Below are 20051 nucleotides of genomic sequence, written 5' to 3'. Positions count from 1 at the left end.
ATCTGATGGATCGTCAGTAACTTCTGGGGGAAGGGAGACATCCGGTGTCGCTCCCCAAGCGCAAGGTGGCCGCGGTGTCCACCGTCGGCGCCGTCATGGCGGCGGCCGTCCTCGGCAGCGCCCCGGCCGCGTACGCGAAGGTCGTGGACGTCAAATACGACTGCAAGACCCCGATCGGCGACAAGAGCGCCGTCTCGCCCATCGACATCACCGCCACCACATCGGGGTCGGGCTACAGGATCGTGATGTCGTTCCGCAAGGGCGTCTCCTCCAGTCCCGTCGACCTGGGGAAGGGCGCCATGAATCCGAGTGCCCTCATCACCCTCGGTGGGGCCGACAGCGGGTCGCTCAGGGTGTCGGGTCCCGCGAACGCCGCGACCGTGCCCGCGAACACCCCGATCAAGATCAACGACTTGTCGGGCACCTACGTCCCGCGTGGGAGCGGCAAGGTCACCTTCACCGCGGGGGTGCTCACCATCAAGGCCCTCGGTACGACGACGACCTGCACCCCGGGGAACGGCCCGGGGCCCTCGCTGACCCTCGATGTCACCGCGGCGGCCGGGTCCAAGGGCGGCTCCGCCTCCGGCGGTTCGGGCGGGTCCGGCGGCGAGTCCCTGCCGCGGACCGGGCCCGAGGACGGCGCCGTCGCCCTGGGCACCCTCGGTGGCACCGTCCTGCTCCTGGGCGCCGCCGGCGTGCTCTGGCTGACCCGCCGTCCAGGACACCGTATCTGACGGTCCGTCAAATTCGGTCAGGCTTTCGCATTGACTTCTCTTGATCGCCGGACGTCAATGACCGTCGGCGGTACAGAAAGGGACTCTGTACCAGAAAAGTGATCAAGAGGTGCAAAATGATCGCGTTTCCTCGCAATGGCGCCTTATGGAGACGGAGGTCCGCCGCCGTGCTCGGGGCGTTCGCCCTCGCACTGGGCGGCGGGACCCTCCTCGCCGGGCCCGTCGCCGCGGCGGCCTCCGCCTTCCAGGTGCACTGCATTCCGCCGGGCATCTCCGGCATCCCGCCGTTCGACGGGCCGACCGTCGCCGACATCTCGGTGAGCGACACGACCCCGCAGGTCGGCGACACGGTCACCGTCACCTACGTGCTGGACGGCCCCATGGCCAACACCAGCAGCTTCAACCTCCCCATCCCCGAGGACCAGATCACCCCGACCGTCAAGGTGCGGCTCGGCGGCGCGCAGACGCAGGAGCTCACCCTCGTCGGCCCCAAGGAGAACCCGGTCATCCCGGCCGGTGCCGACTTCCCGAACTTCACCATCACCGGCACCTTCACGGTCACCGCGCCCGGTCAGATCACCCTCACCCCGGGCGACTACAACGTCCACTCCGACTACGGCATCTCGGCCGACACCCCCTGCACCGTGCTCAACCCGCCCGCCCCCGTCGCCGAGACCATCACCGTGGCCGCGCCCAACGGCCGACACATCGCGCTCGGTTCCTCCTCCGGCCCGATCGGGGCGCAGGTCACGGTCACGGGCACCGGCTTCACCGCGGGCGCCGCCGTGACCGTCGCGGGCGTCCAGGGCGCCACCGCCACCGGTGAGTCCACCTCCGCCACGGCCGACGGCTCCGGTGCCTTCAGCGCGACGCTGGCCGTCGGCGACCTCGACACCACCGGCATCGTCGCGTTCGAGGGCGGCGGGTACGACCCGGCGACCGCCGCCGGGCCGGTGGCCTACACCGTCATCGACACCACCCCGCCGCCGCCGGGCAGTCAGAAGCTCACCACCTCGGTGAAGGCGGGCACCCTGTCGATGACCCAGGCCGGGGACACCGTCGAGATGGCCCCCGTCGACTTCGGCGAGGGCGGCCCCTCCACGGGCGCACTGCAGACCGTGACCGTCAAGGACTTCCGCGGCGGGAGCACGGGCTGGTCGCTCACCGGCAAGGTCACCGACTTCAAGGGGCCCGGCGGCGCGCTCATCGGCGCCGACCGGCTCAGCTGGCAGCCCGCGTGCGTCGCGGCGTCCGGCAGTCCCAGCACCTGCGCCGCGGGCTCCGCCGGCACCGTGGGCAGCGCGGGCGCGACGCTGGCCCAGGCGTCCGACGGGACCCTGACCGGCGGCGAGTTCACCGTGGACGCGGGGCTGTCGCTGGACGTGCCCGCGTTCTCCGCCACGGGAAGCTACTCCGGAGTCTTGACCCTCACGCTTACCTGACGCACAGTCAGATAGCTCGGGTGGGCCGGCCGCCACGACCGGCCCACCACCGGACCGCGAGGGAGCGCCGTCATGACCAGAGCCAGTGCCGGAGCCAGGGCGTCCGGCGCGCTCCCGACCGTCCTCCTCGTCCTCCTCGTCCTGCTCGGTCTCCTCGGCCTCGGCACGGCATCCGCACCCGCCGCCCTCGCCGCGGACAACGGCCGCTGGTCGGTCTTCCCGGCCCCGGCCGCCGGGGCGAAGGACCGCAGCCCCACCGCCCAGGAACGGCCCTTCTTCACCCTGGAGGCCGACCCCGGAACCACGATCGCGGACAAGGTCTCCGTCTCCAACCTCTCGGGCGGGCCGATGACCTTCCGGCTCTACGGCGCCGACGCCTACAACACCCCGCGCGACGGCGGCTTCGCCGTGCGCGGTGCCGACGAGGAGAACACCGACCTCGGCTCCTGGGTACGGCTGGCCCGGAGCAGCATCACCATCCCCGCCCGCACCCGCGCCGACATCCCCTTCACCGTCACCGTCCCGACCGACGCCTCGCCCGGCGACCACCCCGGTGCGATCGTCGCCCTCGACACCCGCGTCGGCGCCGCCCCGGGCGACGTACGGGTGGGCGTGCGCAGGGCCGTCGGGGCCCGCGTCTACCTGCGCGTCGCAGGACCAGGCCTCGCCGCCCTGTCCGTGGAGCACGTCACCGTCGGCCACGGCGGACCGCTGTTCCCCGGCACCGGCGACAGCCACGCCACCATCCGCTACACCCTCGTGAACCGGGGCAACGTCTCGCTCACCCCGCGGCTCGCCGTCACCGCGCGGGGCCTGTTCGGCCGCACGCTGCTGGACCGCCCGGCACGCACCCTGCCCCTGGAACTGCTGCCCGGCCAGCGCGTCGAGCTCACCGAGCCCTGGGCGGGCGCCCCGCAGTTCGACCGGGTCGGCGTGCGGCTGCGCGTCACCGCGGTACGCGCCGACGTCGACGAGACCGCCGGCGCCTCGTTCCTCGCGGTGCCCTGGGCGGCCGTGGGCCTCGCCCTGGCCCTCCTCGGGGGCCTGGTCATCCTGCTGGTGCGGGTCCGCGCGCGGCGCCGGGCGGCGCCGGCGGACCCGGCGGTGGGGGAGGAGCCGTGCGAGGCCGGCGGCACCGACCTCGCGGCCCGCGCGGGCGGCGGACCCGACGACCCCGGCGCCACCGGCGCGACCGTCGGCGGCAGGACGGCGTGAGGCCCATGCGACGGCGCACCCACCGGATTCCCGCGGCAGCCCTCTGCCTCCTCGCGCTGCTCCTCCTGAGCGCCCCCGCCCCTTCCGCGGCGGCTCCCGGCCCGGCCGTGACCGTCAGCCCCGAGCAGGCCGGCGCCGGCGGCGACATCACCGTACGGGGCACCGGCTGGCGGCCGCACACCCTGCTCACGCTGCTGATCTGCGGCCAGAACGCGATCGGCGGCACCAACTCCTGTGCCAACGCGTACGGCCGGGCCGTCACCACCGACGCCCACGGCGCCTTCCGCCGCGCGATGGCGGTCGCGGAGCCGCCCGAGCCCTGCCCGTGCGTCGTCCACGTCGCCACCGTCACCGGTGAGCACACGGTGGTGGACGCGCCCTTCGTCGTCGCCGGCCACCCGACCGCCCCGCTGCCCGAGCGCACCGGCGATGGCCGGCTCGCCGTGCTCAGCGCCCGGCTCGACGGCTCGAACGGCCTGCTCACCTGGTTCGGCGCCCCGCCCGGCCGGCGCCTGGTGCTCACCGTCGGCAACCTCGGCACGGGCCCGGCCAAGGACCCCGTCTTCCGGGTCGGCACCTCCCACGAGCTCTTCGGGCCCCAGTGGGAGGAGCGCACCTGGCGCGGCACCGTCCAGCCGGGCAGGAAGGCCCGGGTCGAGTTGCCCGTCGAGCTGGCGGCCGGCGCCCACGGCGACTACACCGTGACCCTGGAACACGGGGGCAAGGTGCTGGTCACCGAGCCCTGGGACGTCCCGCGCCCCTGGGGCGTGACCCTCTTCTGGCTCCTGCTCTGCGTCGTCGTGCCCGCCGCGCTCTTCCGGCTCTGCATGGCCGTCGTCAACCGGGTCCGCCCGCGTGCCCCGGGACCTGCGGGCCCGCCCCCCGGCCCGCCGGCCGGCCCGGCGCCCACCCTGCCGTGGTTCAGCCACGACCACCAGCCGCAGCACCGCACCGCTGAGGCCACCTCATGGACGGACGGCACCGCCCACCGCCACGAAAGGAACCACACGTGACCCACCGACGATCCCGGGCCGCCACCGCCGTCGGCCTCGCCCTGATGCTCAGCGGTGCGGGCGTCCTCGCCGCGGCCCTCCCGGCCGCTGCCGCCGAAGTGGCGTACGCCACCGAGTGCACCCCGCCCGCGGCGTCCGGCCTGCCCAAGGTCAACGGGACCACCAAGGCGGACATCAGCGCGCCCGCCACGGCCGCGGTGGGCGACGAGATCGAGGTGGTCTGGAAGTTCACCCAGGCCGCCTCCAAGAACCCGGACCTCATCGACCTCCCCGCGAACAGCGTCAAGCCGTCCGGTGAGATCACCGTCGCCGGCGCCCAGAGCGGCGGCCTGGCCGTCGAGGGACCGCGCGAGAACCCGGCGATCCCCAAGAACAGCGAAATGAAGCTCTCCGACATGAAGGGCACGCTGAAGCTCACCGCACCCGGCGACGTGACGCTCACCCCCGGCGGTTACGCCATCAACGCCTTCTCCACGGACACCACGTGCGTGCCCACCGGCACCGTCCCGGTCGCCGCGACGATCAAGGTGACGGCGGACGGCGGCGGCACCGGCACGCCGACGACCACCCCGACCACGACCCCCACCACCACGCCGAGCACCACCCCCACGACGAGGCCCAGCACCACGCCCAGCGGCACCGCCACCGGCGGAACCTCCCACACCGGCAAGGAGGTCGACGTCTCCTACGCCTGCAAGACCCCGATCGGCGACAAGAGCGCGGTCTCGCCCGTGCGGATCGACGCCGAGGAGAAGGGCGGCGCCTACGACCTCACCGTCCGCTTCGGCGAGTCCGTGATGGACAGCCCCGCCGACATACCCGCCGACTCCGTCAAACCCTCCATGAAGGTCGAGGTCGGCGGCGTGGACCAGGGCGAGGTCGCCGTCGAGGGCCCCACCAACAAGGACCCCATCAAGGCGGGCGACCCCATCGAGATCCCCGACCTCACCGGCAGGTACACACCCGCCCACGACGGGCAGGCCACCCTCACCCCGGGCGTGCTGACCGTCGAGGCCCTCGGCACCACCACGACCTGCACCCCCACCAAGGACCCCGGAGTCTCCCTGACCCTGGACGTCACCGGCCAGGAGGGCGGCATCACCGGCGGTTCCGGCGGGTCGTCCGGCACGTCGGGCGGCACGACCGGCACCTCCGGCGGCCTCGCCGACACCGGTTCCTCCGACCGGGCCGCCCTGCACGCCCTCGCCCTCGTCGCGGGGACCGTGCTCCTCCTCGGCGGCGCGGTCTTCACCTTCACCCCGTGGAGCCGCCTGCGGCGCTGACCCGGGGCGCGCACCGGCTACCGCGCGGTGGGGCCGTCCAGCTCCTCGATCGAGGCGTTGGACGGCCCGCGCTCGCCCCGCAGACCCTCCGCCACCGACCCGGCGTCGCGCAGCACCCGGACCGCGTTGCGCCACGCCAGCTTCGCGAGGTCGTCCTCGGACCAGCCGCGGCGCAGGAGTTCGGCGAACAGCCGCGGGTAGCCCGAGACGTCGCCGAGGCCCTCGGGGAGGTGGGCGACGCCGTCGTAGTCGCCGCCGAGGCCGAGGTGGTCGACGCCGGCGACCTCGCGCATGTGGTCGAGGTGGTCGGCGACGGTGCCGATGTCCGCGACCGGCCGGGGATGGTCGGCCGCGTAGGCCTCCTGGACGGCCTGGGCCTCGGCGGACTGGTCGAGCGGGTGCAGGCCGTGGGCCTTCATGTTCTCGTTCGCGCCGACGATCCACTCGGCTGCCGCCGGCAGGATGAACTGCGGCACGAAGGTGGCCATCGCGACACCGCCGTTGCGGGGCAGCTGCTCCAGGACGTCGTCCGGGACGTTGCGGACGTGGTCGCAGACGGCGCGCGAGGAGGAGTGCGAGAAGAGCACCGGGGCCTGGCTGACCCGCAGCGCCGCCCGCATGGTGCCGGGGGAGACGTGGGAGAGGTCGACGAGCATGCCGAGGCGGTTCATCTCGCGGACGACCTCCTCGCCGAAGGCGGTCAGGCCGCCGTGCCGCGCCTCGTCCGTGGCAGAGTCGGCCCAGTCGATGGTGTCGTTGTGGGTGAGCGTCATGTAGCGCACGCCCAGCGTGTACAGCATCCGCAGCACACCCAGAGAGTTGGCGATGCTGTGCCCGCCCTCGGCGCCCATCAGGGAGGCGATGCGGCCCTCGGCGCGGGCGGCCTCCATCTCGTCCGCGGTCACCGCGAGGCGCAGGGCGTCCGGGTGACGGCTGACCAGGCGCAGCACGCAGTCGATCTGCTCCAGCACGGCGACGACCGCGTCGCCCCCGGTGAGGTCGCTGCGGACGTACACCGACCAGAACTGCGCCCCGACGCCGCCCGCCCGCAGCCGGGGGATGTCGGTGTGCAGGTGGGCGGACTGGTCACCGGCGATGTCCCGCCGGTCGAGGTCGTAGCGGACCTGCTCGCGCAACCGCCACGGGAGGTCGTTGTGGCCGTCCACCACGGGGTGGGCGGTGAGCAGCTCCTGTGCGTGTGCGAGCAGGTCCATGGACTACTTCTTCCCTCCGAAACCGAAGCCGGCCGACCCCTCCACCTTGGCACGCAGGCGCTTGCCCTTCTCGGTGGCCTGCTGGTTCAGCTCGTCCTGGAAGTGCCGCATGCGCTCCAGCAGTTCGGCGTCGTGTGCGGCGAGCATGCGCACCGCCAGCAGGCCCGCGTTGCGCGCGCCGGCCACCGAGACCGTGGCGACCGGGACACCGGCGGGCATCTGCACGATGGACAGCAGCGAGTCCATGCCGTCCAGGTACTTCAGCGGTACGGGCACGCCGATCACCGGCAGCGGCGTCACCGACGCCAGCATCCCGGGCAGGTGCGCCGCGCCGCCGGCGCCCGCGATGATCGCCTTGAGGCCGCGCTCGGCGGCCTGCTCGCCGTACGCGACCATCTCGCGCGGCATGCGGTGCGCGGAGACGACGTCGACCTCGTACGGCACCTCGAACTCGTCCAGCGCCTGCGCGGCGGCCTCCATGACCGGCCAGTCGGAGTCGGAACCCATCACGATGCCGACCAGCGGCCCAGCGGGATTGCTCACTCTTGGATCGTCCCTCGCAGGTAGTCGGCGGCGTGCCGGGCGCGTTCGCGCACCTCGGCCAGGTCGTCGCCGTAGGTGTTGACATGGCCCACCTTGCGGCCGGGCTTCACGTCCTTGCCGTACATGTGGATCTTCAACTGCGGGTCCCGGGCCATGCAGTGCAGGTACGCCGCGTACATGTCGGGGTAGTCGCCGCCGAGCACGTTGGCCATCACCGTCCACGGCTGGCGCGGGCGCGGATCGCCCAGCGGCAGGTCCAGCACCGCGCGCAGGTGGTTGGCGAACTGCGAGGTTATGGCGCCGTCCTGGGTCCAGTGGCCGCTGTTGTGCGGGCGCATGGCCAGCTCGTTGACGAGGATCCGGCCGTCCCGGGTCTCGAAGAGCTCGACCGCCAGGTGCCCGACGACACCGAGTTCCTTGGCGATGGTCAGCGCGAGCCGCTGGGCCTCCACCGACCGCGCCTCCGGCAGCTCGGGCGCCGGCGCGATCACCGTGTCGCACACGCCGTCGACCTGGATGGACTCCACCACCGGGTAGGCGACCGCCTGCCCGTGCGGGGAGCGCACGACGTTGGCCGCCAGCTCCCGCACGAAGTCGACCTTCTCCTCGGCCAGCACCGGCACGCCCGCCCGGAACGGCTCGGCGGCACCGGCCTCGTCGCGGACGACCCACACGCCCTTGCCGTCGTAGCCGCCGCGCACCGTCTTGAGCACGACGGGGTATCCCTCGCCCTCCTCGGCGAAGCGCGTCACGTCCGCGGGGCCGGAGACGATGCGGTGCCGCGGGCACGGCACGCCGATCGAGTCGAGCTTCGCGCGCATCACGCCCTTGTCCTGGGCGTGCACCAGCGCGTCGGGCCCGGGGCGGACGGCGATGCCGTCGGCCTCCAGCGCCCGCAGGTGCTCGGTGGGGACGTGCTCGTGGTCGAAGGTGATCACGTCGCAGCCGGCGGCGAACGCGCGCAACGTGTCGAGGTCGCGGTAGTCGCCCACCACGACTTCCCCGGCGACCAGGGCCGCGGAGTCCACGGGCGTGTCGCTGAGGAGCTTGAACCTGATGCCGAGGGGGATGCCCGCCTCGTGGGTCATACGGGCGAGCTGGCCGCCGCCGATCATGCCGACTACCGGGAATGTCACAGTCACCAGGATATCGGGGCACGAATGTCGCACCGACCGCCGTCCCACGGGGGCCCCGGATAGCATGAAGGTCACTGACCAGACACAGACGGGGCCGAACGATCACATGGACGGTGCGACCGGGTCCAGCACCCGCGCAGGACTGCGGAACGGGCTGACCGCGATGACCCGCGAGATCGCCAAGTTCGGGGCGGTCGGCGGGGCGGGGGTCCTGGTCAACATCGGGGTCTTCAACTTCGTCCGGCACGTCACCGACCTCCAGGTCGTACGGGCCAGCATCATCGCGACCGTCGTCGCGATCGTCTTCAATTACGTGGGCTTCCGCTACTTCACCTACCGTGACCGCGACAAGTCGGGCCGTACCCGCGAGCTGACCCTCTTCCTGGCGTTCAGCGCGGTGGGCCTGGTGATCGAGAACGGGGTGCTCTACACGGCGACCTACGCCTTCGGCTGGGACAGCCCGCTGCAGAGCAACGTCTTCAAGTTCATCGGCATCGGCGTGGCGACCCTGTTCCGCTTCTGGTCCTACCGCTCCTGGGTGTTCAAGGCGCTGCCCGTCCGCGAGACGGTGCAGCAGGCAGAATCGTTCCTGGTCGCTAAGGGCACCGAGACCCCCGGCGCCAGGACCGGAACCCACGGCGCCCGGTCCTCCGCGCGCTGAAGGCCGGCTAGCGCTTCTCCGTGCCCCTCCCGCGGGTGGCCCGGTCCTCCCCTGCCAGGAAGAGCGCGAAGACCGGAGGACGCTGCTGCAGCAGCTCCAGCCGGCCTCCGTCGGCCTCGGCCAGGTCGCGCGCGACTGCGAGGCCGATGCCGGTGGAGTTGCGGCCGCTGACCGTGCGCTCGAAGACCCGGGCCCCCAGCTCCGGCGGCACGCCCTGCCCCTCGTCCGTGACCTCGACCACGACCTGCGTCCCGGTAACCCGGGTGGAGATCGCGACCGTGCCGGAGCCGTGCATCAGCCCGTTCTCGATCAGCGTCGCCAGCACCTGGGCCACCGCCCCGGGGGTGCCGACCGCGCGCAGCCGCTTCTTGCCCGCGGAGGTGATGGCCCGGCCCGCGCTGCGGTACGCCGGGCGCCACTCCTCCACCTGCTGCTTGATCACGTCGTCGATGTCGAAGACGACCGCCGAGCCGGTCCGCGGGTCCCGCGCGTTGGTGAGCAGCCGCTGCACGACGTCCGTGAGCCGTTCCACCTGACCGAGTGCGATCGTCGCCTCCTCCTTGACGGCGTCCTCGTCCTCGGCCGTGGCGATGATCTCCTCCAGCCGCATCGACAGCGCCGTCAACGGCGTCCGCAGCTGGTGGGAGGCGTCGGCCGCCAGGCGCCGCTCGGCGGTCAGCATCCGGGCGATCCGCTCGGCGCTGCGGTCCAGCACGTCGGCGACCCGGTCCAGCTCCGGCACCCCGTAGCGCCGGTGGCGCGGTCTCGGGTCGCCCGAGCCCAGGCGCTCCGCGGTCTCCGCCAGGTCGGTCAGCGGGCTGCCGAGCCGGCGCGCCTGGCGCACCGCGAGCACGACGGCGGCCAGCACCGCCAGCAGCGCCACCGCCAGGATGATCAGCAGGGTGCGGCCGATCTCCTGGCTGACCTTGCTGCGGGACTCCTCGACGGTGACGATCTCGCCCTGCTCGCCGGTCTGCCGGGAGGAGATCACCTGGCCCGTGGGCCTGGTGCCGATGGTGATCGGGTCCGCCCCGGGGATCTGCACCAGCGCGTACCGCCCGGGAGCGATCTGCTGGGCCAGCACCTCGCGGCTGATCCGCTCCTCGCCGATCATCCTGCTCTCGACGATGCCGACCAGCCGGACCGCCTCCGAGTCCACGCTCTCCTTGGCGCTGTTCTCGATCGTCCGGGCCTCCACCAGGACGAGGGAGACACCGAAGACGGCGATGACGACGAGCACCACGGCGAGCGTGGACTGGATGAGACGGCGGCGCATGAGTGAAGCGTCTCAGACCGTGAGGGCCCCGGGCGTGCTAGTTCTTCTCGAACCGGAAGCCGACACCGCGCACCGTGGAGATGTAGCGGGGGGCCGCCGCGTCGTCGCCGAGCTTCTTGCGCAGCCACGAGATGTGCATGTCCAGGGTCTTGGTGGAGGACCACCACGTGGTGTCCCAGACCTCGCGCATCAGCTGCTCCCGGGTGACCACCCGGCCGGCGTCGCGCACCAGCACCCGTAGGAGGTCGAACTCCTTCGCGGTGAGCTGCAGTTCCTCGTCGCCCATCCACGCGCGGTGCGACTCGACGTCGATCCGCACGCCCTGGGTGGAGGGATGCTGGGCCTCGGCGGTGCCGCGCCGCAGCAGCGCCCGCACCCGGGCCAGCAGCTCGGCCAGCCGGAAGGGCTTGGTCACGTAGTCGTCGGCGCCGGCGTCCAGGCCGACCACCGTGTCCACTTCGTCGGCGCGGGCGGTGAGCACCAGCACCGGGAAGCCATGGCCTTCGGTGCGCAGCCTCCTGCACACCTCCAGCCCGTCCATTCCGGGCAGCCCCAGGTCGAGCACCAGAAGATCGAAGGAGCCGAGCAGGGCGGCTTCGAGCGCCGCGGGTCCGTCCTCGCGCACCTCGACCTCGTACCCTTCGCGGCGCAGCGCGCGTGCGAGCGGTTCCGAGATGGATGCGTCGTCCTCGGCGAGCAGTACGCGGGTCATGGGCTGATGGTAGTCCGCCCGGAGAAACCGCACGCCGGGCGGGCCGTCACTGTTGTGAGGTACATCTCAAGTCATCCCATATAGCACATCTCGCGCTGCCATAAGGTAACGAAAGGCCCGAAACAGCCCATGGGACCTCTGGCGCGCCCCACGCGTCGAAGGACCCTTCTGCGACGGGACCGGTCCCCACCAGTATTTCAGTCAACGACCTGTAGGCCGGGGCCGCGCCTGTGAAGGCGTCGGCCGTGGATCCCGGTGCGCCTTGGTGCGCCCCGGTGCCGGTCACCCCCCACCCGGGCGCGCACCGCTCTCGCAGCGCGTCCCGAGAAGCAAGGAAAGTCCATGGCGTCCAGCCTGACTGAGGGCCTTGCCGCGCCGAACTCCGGATTCAGCGGCAGGAACTTCCTCGGCCACCCCCGCGGCCTGGTCACTCTCTTCCTGACCGAGACGTGGGAGCGTTTCAGCTACTACGGCATGAGGGCGCTGCTCGTCCTCTACCTGACGGCCTCGGTCGCGGACGGCGGCCTCGGCATGAAGGCCGCCACCGCCTTTGCCATCTACAGCGTCTACACCGCCACGGTGTACCTGCTGGCGATGCCGGGCGGCTGGTTCGCCGACCGCCTGTGGGGCCCGCGCCGTACGGTCGCCATCGGCGGCGCGATCATCATGATCGGCCACTTCCTGCTGGCCGTGCCGGTGAAGGCCTCCTTCTTCGTCGGCCTGGTCTTCATCGCCGTGGGCTCCGGCCTGCTGAAGTCGAACATCTCGACGATGGTCGGCCAGCTCTACCCGGACCGCAACGACCCGCGCCGCGACGGCGGCTTCACGATCTTCTACATCGGCATCAACCTCGGCGCCTTCCTCGCCCCGCTGGTCATCGGCACCGTCGGCCAGCAGGTCAACTGGCACCTGGGCTTCGCCCTCGCCGGTGTCGGCATGGCGCTCGGCCTCGCCCAGTTCCTCATCGGCACCAAGCACCTCGCGCCGGTCTCCAGCGTGGTCCCCACGCCGCTGGACGTCGCCGAGCGCGCCGGCCTGATGAAGAAGGCGCTGCTGTGGCTGGTCGCCGCCGTCGTCTTCTACGGCGTGGTCACTTTCACCGGCCACTTCACGATCAACTGGGTGCTGTGGCCCCTCTCCCTGCTGGGCCTGGCCGTGCCGAGCTTCTACTTCTGGCGCATCCGACGCGACCAGGAGCTCACCTCGGACGAGAAGACCAAGGTCACCGGCTACATCTGGTTCTTCATCGTGGCCGCCCTGTTCTGGATGATCTACGACCAGTCGGGTTCCACGCTGACGGTCTTCGCCTCCGAGCACACCGCGTCCACGCTGTGGGGCTTCGACTTCCCCGAGAGCTGGTTCCAGTCGCTGAACCCGCTGTTCGTGATGGCCCTGGCCCCGGTCTTCGCCGCGCTGTGGATACAGCTGCGCCGGAAGAACCCGAGCACGACCGTGAAGTTCGCCCTCGGTCTCATCGGCATCGGCGCCTCCTTCGTCGTGATGATGCTGGCGCAGGCCGCCGCCTCGGGCGACGCCAAGGTCACCCCGCTGTGGCTGGCCGTGGTCTACCTGATCCAGACCACCGCCGAGCTGTGCCTGTCCCCGGTGGGCCTGTCGGTCACCACCAAGCTGGCCCCGGCCAAGTACGCCAGCCAGATGATGGGCCTGTGGTTCCTCGCCGTGACGGCGGGCGACTGCGTGGCGGCCATCCTCCAGCTGGTCATCGGCGACGGCTTCCTGTCGGAGACCTCCTTCGCGGTCCAGGGCTTCGTGGCGCTCGCCGCGGGCGCGGCCTTCATCGCGTACCGCAAGCGCGTCATCCGGCTCATGGGCGACGTCCACTGACGTCTGTGCCCGCGCACGCGCCGAGGGCCCGGAGCGGCACGCTCCGGGCCCTCGGCGCCTCTATGTGCGGCGCCGCGGTTGTTGCTGTTGCGGTTTCTCCCCCACCCGCCCGCCCGATTGCCCGGCGCGGTCAGTGCGGGCCTGCGCACCGTGTGCCTGGCGTCGGTGCCGCGCCGGGGCACCTCCTCGGCGCTCGCGGCGCTGCCTCACGTCATTCGGTGCCGCGTGCTCCGCTCGTCTCCCCCGGCCGAAGGCTGGGGGAGACGAGCGGCGGACCCGGCGCCGAATACTGCAGGGCCAAACCGCGAGCGCTGTGGGGGTCACCCCGGCCGAAGGCTGGGGGAGTGCGCCGGCGCGGCCCCGACCCCAACCCAACAGTGCGCAGGCCCGCACTGACCGCGCCGGGCAATCGGGCGGGCGGCGGGAAACCGCCCGCCGCAGGCGCAAACAACCCGCACACGACAACGGGCCGCAAGGGGCACCCCGGGCCGGAACCACACCGCACCCCGGAGGGCTACGCGTGGGGGCGGCCCATCGCCCGGAACGTCCAGCCCGCCGCACGCCACACCGCCGGCTCCAGTGCGTTCCGCCCGTCGATGACGTGCCGGTGCCGGGCCACCGCCCCGAGCACCGCCGGGTCGAGCTCGCGGAACTCCCGCCACTCCGTGAGGTGCAGTACGACGTCGGCCCCGCGGACCGCCTCCAGCGCCGTCGCGGCGTACCCGAGCGTCGGGAAGAGCCGCCGCGCGTTGTCCATGGCCTTGGGGTCGTACACGGTGACCTGGCCGCCCTGGAGGTGGATCTGCCCGGCGACGTTGAGCGCGGGGGAGTCCCGCACGTCGTCGGAGTCGGGCTTGAAGGCCGCGCCGAGCACCGCGATGCGCTTGCCGAGGAAGCCGCTGCCGCCGCAGGCCTCGCGGGCGAGCTCGACCATGTGGCTGCGGCGGCGCATGTTGATGGAGTCGACCTCGCGCAGGAAGGTCAGCGCCTGGTCGGCGCCGAGCTCACCGGCGCGGGCCATGAAGGCGCGGATGTCCTTGGGCAGGCAGCCGCCGCCGAAGCCGATGCCGGCGCGCAGGAACTTGTCGCCGATCCGCTCGTCGTGGCCGATGGCCTCGGCGAGCTTCACCACGTCGCCGCCGGCCGCCTCGCTGACCTCGGCCATGGCGTTGATGAAGGAGATCTTGGTGGCGAGGAAGGCGTTGGCCGCCGTCTTGACCAGTTCCGCGGTCGGGTAGTCGGCGACGACGAAGGGGGTGCCCTCGCCGACGGGGGCCGCGTAGACCTCGCGCAGCAGCTTCTCGGCGTGCCCGGAGGCGACGCCGACCACGATCCGGTCCGGGTGGAGGGTGTCCTGGACCGCGAAGCCCTCGCGCAGGAACTCGGGGTTCCACGCCAGTTCCGCCCCGTCCCCTGCGGGGGCGAGCTCGGCCAGGCGGGCCGCCAGCCGTGCCGCGCTGCCGACCGGGACGGTCGACTTGCCGACGACCAGTGCGGGCCGCTGCAGGTGCGGGGCGAGCAGCTCGAAGGCGCTGTCGACGTAGCTCATGTCGCAGGCGTACTCGCCCTGCTTCTGCGGGGTGTTCACGCAGACGAAGTGGATGTCGCCGAAGGCGGCGACCTCCTCCCAGGAGGTGGTGAAGCGCAGCCGCCCGCTGGAGTCCGGCAGGCCGGCGACGTGGCGGCGCAGCAGTTCCTCCAGGCCCGGTTCGTACATGGGCACGCGGCCCGCCGCGAGGGTCTCGATCTTGGCGGGGTCGATGTCCAGGCCCAGCACTTCGAAGCCCAGCTCGGCCATCGCCGCGGCGTGCGTGGCGCCGAGGTAGCCGGTGCCGATCACGGTGAGCTTGAGCGCCATGCGGACGGTCCCTCCCAGGTCGTGGCCTGATTGCGAGGTTGAGCATAGCCCCGGGCGGTGACCGGGCTTTCCCCGGCGCGTGCACCGAAGGGGGCCGGGGCATGGGCATGGCACCGTCCCAGGCGCCACAATGCCCCCTACGCACGCGTGGGGAGCGGGTGCACAGGGTGGGGGTGGATCATGACGACGACGGATCCGGTGGGCCACGAGGAGACGGCGGTCCCGGAAACGGAGCGGGAAGCGGCGCCGGGGAGGACGGCGGAGCCGGCCCGCAGGAGGCGCAGTCGCACCCGGAGGGTGCTGCTGGGCGCGCTGGTCCTGCTGGCCGCGGGGGTGCTGGGGGTGGCCGGGACGCTGTGGTGGACGGTGGACCACTACACCGGCAAGGTGGCCCGCATTCCCAACGTGTTCCCGACGAAGGTGCCCGAGAGCGAGCAGCCGCAGGCCGCCAAGGGCGGTGAAACTTTCCTCCTCGTCGGTGTGGACACCCGCTCCGAGCTGCCGACCACCGGCCGGGACGCCAAGGCCCCGGAGTGGAAGCGCGGTGCCCAGCGCAGCGACACGATGATGCTGGTGCACCTGCCGGCCGACCGCGAGCACGCGTACGTGGTCTCGCTGCCCCGCGACAGCTGGGTCCCGATCCCGGGGAACGGCAAGGCCAAGCTGAACGCCGCCTTCTCCTGGGGTGGCCCGCCGCTGCTGATCGACACCGTGCAGCGGCTCACCGACGTGAAGGTCGACCACCTCGCCGTCATCGACTGGAGCGGCTTCAAGACCCTCACCGACGACATCGGCGGCGTGGACCTGGACGGGAAGCACATGAACGGCGAGGAGGCCCTCGCGTACGTCCGCTGGCGCTACGACCTGCCGCGCGGTGACCTGGACCGCACCCACCGCCAGCAGGCCTTCCTGCGCGCGGTGATCGCCAAGACGCTGACCAAGGACTCCATGAGCAACCCGCTGAAGGCGAAGGAGCTGCTGGACCGGGTCACCGGTGTGGTCAGCGTCGACGACCGGCTCTCCGACGGGGACCTGCGCGACCTGATGTGGAGCATGCGCGGGGTGCGCGAGGGCGACATGGTCTTCATGAACGCCCCGGTCGGCGGGCTCGACATGATCAAGGGCCAGTCGGTGGTGCTGCTCGACGAGAGCGGCACCGCGCGGCTGTGGGAGGCCATGCGCAACGACACCATGGCCGAGTACGTGGCGAACCACTCCCTCGACCGCCTGGGCTCCTCCACCCCGTGAGCCCCGCGGGCGAGCGGGAAGAACGGAGGGGCCGGCCGGGCGCGGTGTGCGCGCCCGGCCGGCCCCTCGGCCGTCCCACGGGGTCAGGAGTCGGGCGTGACCGTGACCTTGTCGTCGTTCTTCAGCTCCGAGACGAGCTGCTTGACCTTCGGCATGTCCCACTTGAGGGCGCTGCCCACGTTGGTGCTGATGGAGCCCGAGGTCGGCATGTTCATCGAGACGCCCTCACCGCCGGAGACGCTCTTCATCGCCCAGAACATCGACACCAGGTCCCACAGGCTCATGTCCTTGTCGACGATCAGCGTGTCCAGGCCCGCGCCCATGGTCGGGTAGAGCTTGAAGGGGTTCAGGACCGTGCTCGGCGTGGCCGTCTGGCCCGCGAGCGCGGCGAGGAACTTCTGCTGGTTCTTGGTGCGGCCCAGGTCGCCCTCGGCCTCCTGGTAGCGCTGGCGGACGAAGGCCAGGGCCTCGTCGCCGTTGAGGGTCTGCTTGCCCTTCTTGATGTGCAGGCCCGAGTTCTTGTCGTCGATGTCGCGGGGGATGTCCAGCTCGACACCGCCGACCGCGTCGACGAGGCCCGCGAAGCCGGCGAAGCCGATCTCCGCGTAGTGGTCGATGTGCAGGCCCGTGTTGTACTCGACCGTGCGCACCAGCAGCGTCGGTCCGTCTATCGAGTAGGCGGCGTTGAGCTTGTTCTGGCCGCGCGAGGCGAACGTCTTGCCGGACTCGGAACCCTTGAACTCGGGGATCGTGACGTAGGAGTCACGGGGGAGCGAGATCAGCGAGTTCCCGTTGTCACCGACGTGCAGGATCATCATCGAGTCGGTCCGCTTGCCCTCGGCGGAGCCGGTGTGCAGCTGCTTCTTCTGCTCGCCGGACAGGCCCTCACGGCTGTCGGAGCCGACGATGAGGTAGTTGGTGCCCTCGCCGGTCTCCGGGCGGTCTATGACCGTGCCGAGGTCCACCTCGCGGCGCACCTTGCCGTCCGCCCAGAAGTAGGTGCCGATCGACCAGGCGGCGACCACGACGACCAGACCGATCAGGACGGCCTTCACCCGCCGCTTGCGGCTGCCGGGCGGTGAGGTGCGGCCGCCGGTGGACGGCGGGCCGTACGAGCCGCCGCCGTGACCGTCGTGGCCCGCGCCCGGGCCTGCGTGACCGGGGACGCCGCTGCCGTACGCCTGCTGGCGCGGCACGCTGCCGGGAGCCGCCGCCGCACGGCGCGGGGACAGCTCGGGGGGCAGCGGCGGCTCGGAGATCTGCTGCTGCCGCTGGTTCCTGTTGTCGGACCAACCGTCGGGCCATGCGTTCATGTACCGCAGTGTGCCCTGCCGCCCTGCCCGGCAGTGCCTCCGTGGCGCTTCTGAAGCAGAGCTGATGCAAAGGTCACAGGACCGCGGTGATGCGGTGACCGGTTGTGTCCGGGTGCTCTCAGCCGGTGAGGTGCGTCGGGGCGTTGGTGTGGGTCTCGATCATTCCGGCGGCCTGTTCCAGCAGTTCGTGCGCCAGGTTGGAGCAGGCCCGGGAGGCGGCCACGTCCTCCCCTATGCGCATGTCCGGCTCGTCGTTCGGATTGCGCCGCGAATAGCCGTGGCCCACCACGCCCGGGGCGCCGTCCCCGGAGAGCGAGGCGGTGCAGGCGGTGCGGCTGCCGTCCTCCTCCAGCGACAGCTTGATCGTCCACGTCTTCTCCATGGCGGATCACCTCTTGGACTTAGGGACGTCGGCCCCTTTCTCAGCATCCGCCCGGCCCCGCCGCCGGGCAAGGTGTGCCCGGCGGGAGCACGGCACGGCAGTGCTTAGGGTGGAGCCATGTTCGAGGAGCCACCCCCGCACCCTGTCCCGTTCAAGCCCACGTCCGCCTCGCGGATCACGCTGGCGCACATCATGACCCACCACGACACGAACCTGCTGGGCACCGTGCACGGCGGCGTGGTCATGAAGCTCGTGGACGACGCGGCGGGCGCCGTCGCCGGACGGCACTCCGAGGGGCCCGCGGTGACCGGCGCCATGGACGAGATGGCCTTCCTGGAACCGGTGCGGGTCGGCGACCTGCTCAAGGTGCAGGCCCAGGTCAACTGGACCGGGCGGAGCTCCATGGAGGTCGGCGTGCGCGTGCTGGCCGAACGCTGGAACGAGTCCGGCCCGGCGACCCAGGTCGCCAGCGCCTACCTGGTCTTCGTGGCCGTGGACGCCGAGGGCGCGCCGCGTCCGGTGCCCCAGATCGAGCCCGAGACCGACCGGGACCGGCGCCGGCTGCAGGAGGCGCAGATCCGCCGCACGCACCGGCTGGCCCGCCGCCGGGCGATCATGGAGCTGCGCGAGAAGCGCGCCGCCGAGGGCTTCGAGGACTGACGGCGCCCGGCGCCCGGCCCTCAGCCGCACGCGACGCGGTCGCCGCGCGCGGGCGGGAGCTCCACCGGCGGCGCCGCGGGCGGGTCCGGCTCACCGGCCCGCACCGGGGTCACGCCGTCGTAGTCCGCGCCCACGGTGATCCGCAGCGTCGACCCCAGCCCGGAGACCGCCCGCAGCTCGGCGTACGGCAGGGCCGTCCCCAGGGCCTTGGCGGAGCGGTCCCAGCCCGGGTCGTAGTGGATGACCGTGTACTCCGCGTCGTGCCGGACGGTGTTGCCGGGCGTACCGGTGGTGCGGAAGCCCAGGCGGCGCAGTTCCTTGTCCACGCGCGCCCCCAGTCCGTTGACCGTCGTCCCGTTGTTGACCTGGACGCGGATCGACTTGGGCGGCACGTCGACCTGTTCCGGCTCGGGCGCCGAGGGGCTGGGCGTGGCCAGGGGGCCGCCGTCCGGGCCGGTCAGCGGGCGGTCCTCGCGCAGCGCGTCGAAGATCCGCCCGGCGCCCTTCACGTCCCAGCGCAGGGTCGTGCCCACGCCCTGCACCCGGAACGGCGTGGCGTCCACCGGCACCGACGCGAACTCCACCGAGCTCGCCCCGAAGCCGCCCCGCAGCCCCGTGGCGAGCGCGATCAGGTCGTCCGGCTTGGTCTGCCGGTCCGCGCGCACCGAGCCCAGCGCGGCCCTGGCCACCTGGTCGAGCTTGACGGGGTTCTGCAGCAGCCCGATGTCGGTGACCCGGCGGACCAGGGCGGCCAGGAACCGTTGCTGGTTCTGCATCCGCGGGAGGTCGGGGCTCCCGGGGTAGTGACCGGAGCGCACGTACCGCAGCGCCGTGCCGCCGTCCGCGCGGACCGTGCCGGCGGGCAGGTCGAGGCCGGTCAGGGGGTCCCGCAGCGGCTGGGCGAAGCACAAGTCGACGCCGCCGATCTTGTCGACGGTCTTCATGAAGGAGCCGAAGTCGAACTCGGCGTAGTGGTCGACCTTGATCCCGGTCATCTTCTCGACCGTGCTGACGGCGAGCGAGGGGCCGCCCACCCCCCAGGCCCACTTCAGCTTGCCGGGGCGGGGCAGCTCCGCGTACGAGTCCCGCGGCAGGGCGACCACGCTGACCCGCCTGCCGTCCCGCGACAGGTGCGCCAGCATCATCGTGTCGGTGCAGTCGCAGGGCTCCCCGCCCAGGCGCAGCGCGGTGCGCTGCGCCGCGGTCAGCCCGCGGCGCACGTCGGTGCCGACCAGCAGGAAGTTGGTGCCCTTGGTGGGGTTGGGCCGGTTCTTCATCCCGGCGAAGGCGTCCACCCGCGCCAGGCGGTCGTCCATGTGCCCCAGGACGGCGTGCCCGATCCCGCTGGCGGTCAGGATGCCCAGCGAGACGGCGCCGAGGACGCGCATCCCGCGGCGCACGGGCGACCGCTTCCGGGCCCGGCGGGCGGCTGCGATGGGCTGCTGACGGCGACGAGCGACGGTCATGGAGTCACGCTAAGGAGTCATACCGTCGTACGGGATGAGCCCCGCCCGCC

18 protein-coding genes are annotated in these 20051 nt (G+C 72.2%); 9 read left to right on the top strand and 9 right to left on the bottom strand.

Translation table 11 applies throughout. The features are described from left to right. The first annotated feature begins 95 nt into the window (after positions 1–95). The 5 genes from ABZ312_RS26235 to ABZ312_RS26215 all read left to right on the top strand — a co-directional run bounded on the left by ABZ312_RS26235 (position 96) and on the right by ABZ312_RS26215 (position 5687). A complete protein-coding gene (locus tag ABZ312_RS26235; protein ID WP_500438909.1) occupies positions 96–734 on the top strand; it encodes an LPXTG cell wall anchor domain-containing protein in 639 nt (212 codons plus the stop codon). A gap of 116 nt (positions 735–850) precedes the next feature. Beyond that, the gene (locus ABZ312_RS26230; RefSeq protein ID WP_500328639.1) at positions 851–2176 is read left to right on the top strand and encodes a beta-xylosidase; all 1326 of its coding nucleotides are present in this window, start codon (positions 851–853) and stop codon (positions 2174–2176) included. Between the two features lie 72 nt (positions 2177–2248). After that, positions 2249–3391 (top strand): DUF916 domain-containing protein, encoded by a 1143-nt coding sequence (locus ABZ312_RS26225; RefSeq protein ID WP_500328638.1) that lies wholly within the window; start codon positions 2249–2251, stop codon positions 3389–3391. Between the two features lie 5 nt (positions 3392–3396). Continuing rightward, a complete protein-coding gene (locus ABZ312_RS26220; protein WP_500438902.1) occupies positions 3397–4404 on the top strand; it encodes a hypothetical protein in 1008 nt (335 codons plus the stop codon). A 44-nt stretch (positions 4405–4448) separates the two neighbouring features. Then, complete coding sequence (locus tag ABZ312_RS26215; RefSeq protein WP_500328699.1) at positions 4449–5687, top strand: hypothetical protein; 1239 nt, start codon at positions 4449–4451, stop codon at positions 5685–5687. A 17-nt stretch (positions 5688–5704) separates the two neighbouring features. Here ABZ312_RS26215 and ABZ312_RS26210 read toward each other — a convergent pair whose 3' ends face one another. From ABZ312_RS26210 to ABZ312_RS26200, 3 genes are read right to left on the bottom strand one after another with little or no spacing between them, the layout of a single operon-like run. Then, positions 5705–6901: a dipeptidase gene (locus tag ABZ312_RS26210; protein WP_500328636.1), complete on the bottom strand. Its 1197-nt coding sequence runs from the start codon at positions 6899–6901 to the stop codon at positions 5705–5707. A gap of 3 nt (positions 6902–6904) precedes the next feature. After that, on the bottom strand, positions 6905–7408 hold the full coding sequence (gene purE / locus ABZ312_RS26205) for a 5-(carboxyamino)imidazole ribonucleotide mutase (RefSeq protein WP_361797940.1): 504 nt from the start codon (positions 7406–7408) through the stop codon (positions 6905–6907). Between the two features lie 32 nt (positions 7409–7440). Beyond that, on the bottom strand, positions 7441–8580 hold the full coding sequence (locus ABZ312_RS26200) for a 5-(carboxyamino)imidazole ribonucleotide synthase (RefSeq protein ID WP_500328635.1): 1140 nt from the start codon (positions 8578–8580) through the stop codon (positions 7441–7443). Positions 8581–8743: 163 nt separating this feature from the next. On the opposite strand from ABZ312_RS26200, the gene ABZ312_RS26195 reads away from it, so the two are divergent. Then, positions 8744–9241, top strand: coding sequence for a GtrA family protein (locus tag ABZ312_RS26195; protein WP_500328698.1), 498 nt, complete (start codon positions 8744–8746; stop codon positions 9239–9241). A gap of 7 nt (positions 9242–9248) precedes the next feature. Here ABZ312_RS26195 and ABZ312_RS26190 read toward each other — a convergent pair whose 3' ends face one another. Then, a complete protein-coding gene (locus ABZ312_RS26190; RefSeq protein ID WP_500328634.1) occupies positions 9249–10517 on the bottom strand; it encodes a sensor histidine kinase in 1269 nt (422 codons plus the stop codon). A gap of 37 nt (positions 10518–10554) precedes the next feature. Beyond that, positions 10555–11229 (bottom strand): response regulator transcription factor, encoded by a 675-nt coding sequence (locus ABZ312_RS26185; RefSeq protein WP_018559726.1) that lies wholly within the window; start codon positions 11227–11229, stop codon positions 10555–10557. Between the two features lie 342 nt (positions 11230–11571). Here ABZ312_RS26185 and ABZ312_RS26180 point away from each other — a divergent pair, with 342 nt between their 5' ends. Next, complete coding sequence (locus tag ABZ312_RS26180) at positions 11572–13074, top strand: peptide MFS transporter (protein WP_500328633.1); 1503 nt, start codon at positions 11572–11574, stop codon at positions 13072–13074. A 514-nt stretch (positions 13075–13588) separates the two neighbouring features. Here ABZ312_RS26180 and ABZ312_RS26175 read toward each other — a convergent pair. Beyond that, positions 13589–14932 carry a UDP-glucose dehydrogenase family protein gene (locus ABZ312_RS26175; protein ID WP_500328632.1) on the bottom strand — a complete coding sequence of 448 codons (1344 nt, stop codon included), beginning with the start codon at positions 14930–14932 and terminating at the stop codon, positions 13589–13591. A 180-nt stretch (positions 14933–15112) separates the two neighbouring features. Between ABZ312_RS26175 and ABZ312_RS26170 the strand changes: the two genes are divergently transcribed. Further along, a complete protein-coding gene (locus ABZ312_RS26170; protein WP_500328631.1) occupies positions 15113–16180 on the top strand; it encodes an LCP family protein in 1068 nt (355 codons plus the stop codon). 83 nt (positions 16181–16263) lie between these two features. Here the strand turns inward: ABZ312_RS26170 and ABZ312_RS26165 are convergent, their stop codons facing one another. Further along, on the bottom strand, positions 16264–17493 hold the full coding sequence (locus ABZ312_RS26165; RefSeq protein WP_500328630.1) for an LCP family protein: 1230 nt from the start codon (positions 17491–17493) through the stop codon (positions 16264–16266). Positions 17494–17611: 118 nt separating this feature from the next. Continuing rightward, the gene (locus ABZ312_RS26160) at positions 17612–17875 is read right to left on the bottom strand and encodes a DUF1876 domain-containing protein (RefSeq protein ID WP_499512179.1); all 264 of its coding nucleotides are present in this window, start codon (positions 17873–17875) and stop codon (positions 17612–17614) included. A 117-nt stretch (positions 17876–17992) separates the two neighbouring features. Between ABZ312_RS26160 and ABZ312_RS26155 the strand changes: the two genes are divergently transcribed. Next, positions 17993–18535 (top strand): acyl-CoA thioesterase, encoded by a 543-nt coding sequence (locus ABZ312_RS26155; protein WP_018559720.1) that lies wholly within the window; start codon positions 17993–17995, stop codon positions 18533–18535. A 20-nt stretch (positions 18536–18555) separates the two neighbouring features. On the opposite strand, the gene ABZ312_RS26150 is transcribed toward ABZ312_RS26155, so the two are convergent. After that, positions 18556–20001: an LCP family protein gene (locus ABZ312_RS26150; protein ID WP_500360290.1), complete on the bottom strand. Its 1446-nt coding sequence runs from the start codon at positions 19999–20001 to the stop codon at positions 18556–18558. Between the last annotated feature and the right edge of the window lie 50 nt (positions 20002–20051).

It is taken from the genome of Streptomyces sp. NPDC006207 (assembly GCF_040613835.1).
Taxonomy (GTDB): Bacteria; Actinomycetota; Actinomycetes; order Streptomycetales; family Streptomycetaceae; genus Actinacidiphila.
This window is presented reverse-complemented; position numbering and strand designations above follow the sequence as displayed.

What these genes read in the sequence shown, in the direction of transcription:
- ABZ312_RS26235 (WP_500438909.1), top strand. Translation starts at nt 96, where the DNA reads ATGGCGGCGGCCGTCCTCGGCAGCGCCCCGGCCGCGTACGCGAAGGTC.
- ABZ312_RS26230 (WP_500328639.1), top strand. Translation starts at nt 851, where the DNA reads ATGATCGCGTTTCCTCGCAATGGCGCCTTATGGAGACGGAGGTCCGCC.
- ABZ312_RS26225 (WP_500328638.1), top strand. Translation starts at nt 2,249, where the DNA reads ATGACCAGAGCCAGTGCCGGAGCCAGGGCGTCCGGCGCGCTCCCGACC.
- ABZ312_RS26220 (WP_500438902.1), top strand. Translation starts at nt 3,397, where the DNA reads ATGCGACGGCGCACCCACCGGATTCCCGCGGCAGCCCTCTGCCTCCTC.
- ABZ312_RS26215 (WP_500328699.1), top strand. Translation starts at nt 4,449, where the DNA reads ATGCTCAGCGGTGCGGGCGTCCTCGCCGCGGCCCTCCCGGCCGCTGCC.
- ABZ312_RS26210 (WP_500328636.1), bottom strand. Translation starts at nt 6,901, where the DNA reads ATGGACCTGCTCGCACACGCACAGGAGCTGCTCACCGCCCACCCCGTG.
- purE (WP_361797940.1), bottom strand. Translation starts at nt 7,408, where the DNA reads ATGGGTTCCGACTCCGACTGGCCGGTCATGGAGGCCGCCGCGCAGGCG.
- ABZ312_RS26195 (WP_500328698.1), top strand. Translation starts at nt 8,744, where the DNA reads ATGACCCGCGAGATCGCCAAGTTCGGGGCGGTCGGCGGGGCGGGGGTC.
- ABZ312_RS26190 (WP_500328634.1), bottom strand. Translation starts at nt 10,517, where the DNA reads ATGCGCCGCCGTCTCATCCAGTCCACGCTCGCCGTGGTGCTCGTCGTC.
- ABZ312_RS26185 (WP_018559726.1), bottom strand. Translation starts at nt 11,229, where the DNA reads ATGACCCGCGTACTGCTCGCCGAGGACGACGCATCCATCTCGGAACCG.
- ABZ312_RS26180 (WP_500328633.1), top strand. Translation starts at nt 11,572, where the DNA reads ATGGCGTCCAGCCTGACTGAGGGCCTTGCCGCGCCGAACTCCGGATTC.
- ABZ312_RS26175 (WP_500328632.1), bottom strand. Translation starts at nt 14,932, where the DNA reads ATGGCGCTCAAGCTCACCGTGATCGGCACCGGCTACCTCGGCGCCACG.
- ABZ312_RS26170 (WP_500328631.1), top strand. Translation starts at nt 15,113, where the DNA reads ATGACGACGACGGATCCGGTGGGCCACGAGGAGACGGCGGTCCCGGAA.
- ABZ312_RS26165 (WP_500328630.1), bottom strand. Translation starts at nt 17,493, where the DNA reads ATGAACGCATGGCCCGACGGTTGGTCCGACAACAGGAACCAGCGGCAG.
- ABZ312_RS26160 (WP_499512179.1), bottom strand. Translation starts at nt 17,875, where the DNA reads ATGGAGAAGACGTGGACGATCAAGCTGTCGCTGGAGGAGGACGGCAGC.
- ABZ312_RS26155 (WP_018559720.1), top strand. Translation starts at nt 17,993, where the DNA reads ATGTTCGAGGAGCCACCCCCGCACCCTGTCCCGTTCAAGCCCACGTCC.
- ABZ312_RS26150 (WP_500360290.1), bottom strand. Translation starts at nt 20,001, where the DNA reads ATGACCGTCGCTCGTCGCCGTCAGCAGCCCATCGCAGCCGCCCGCCGG.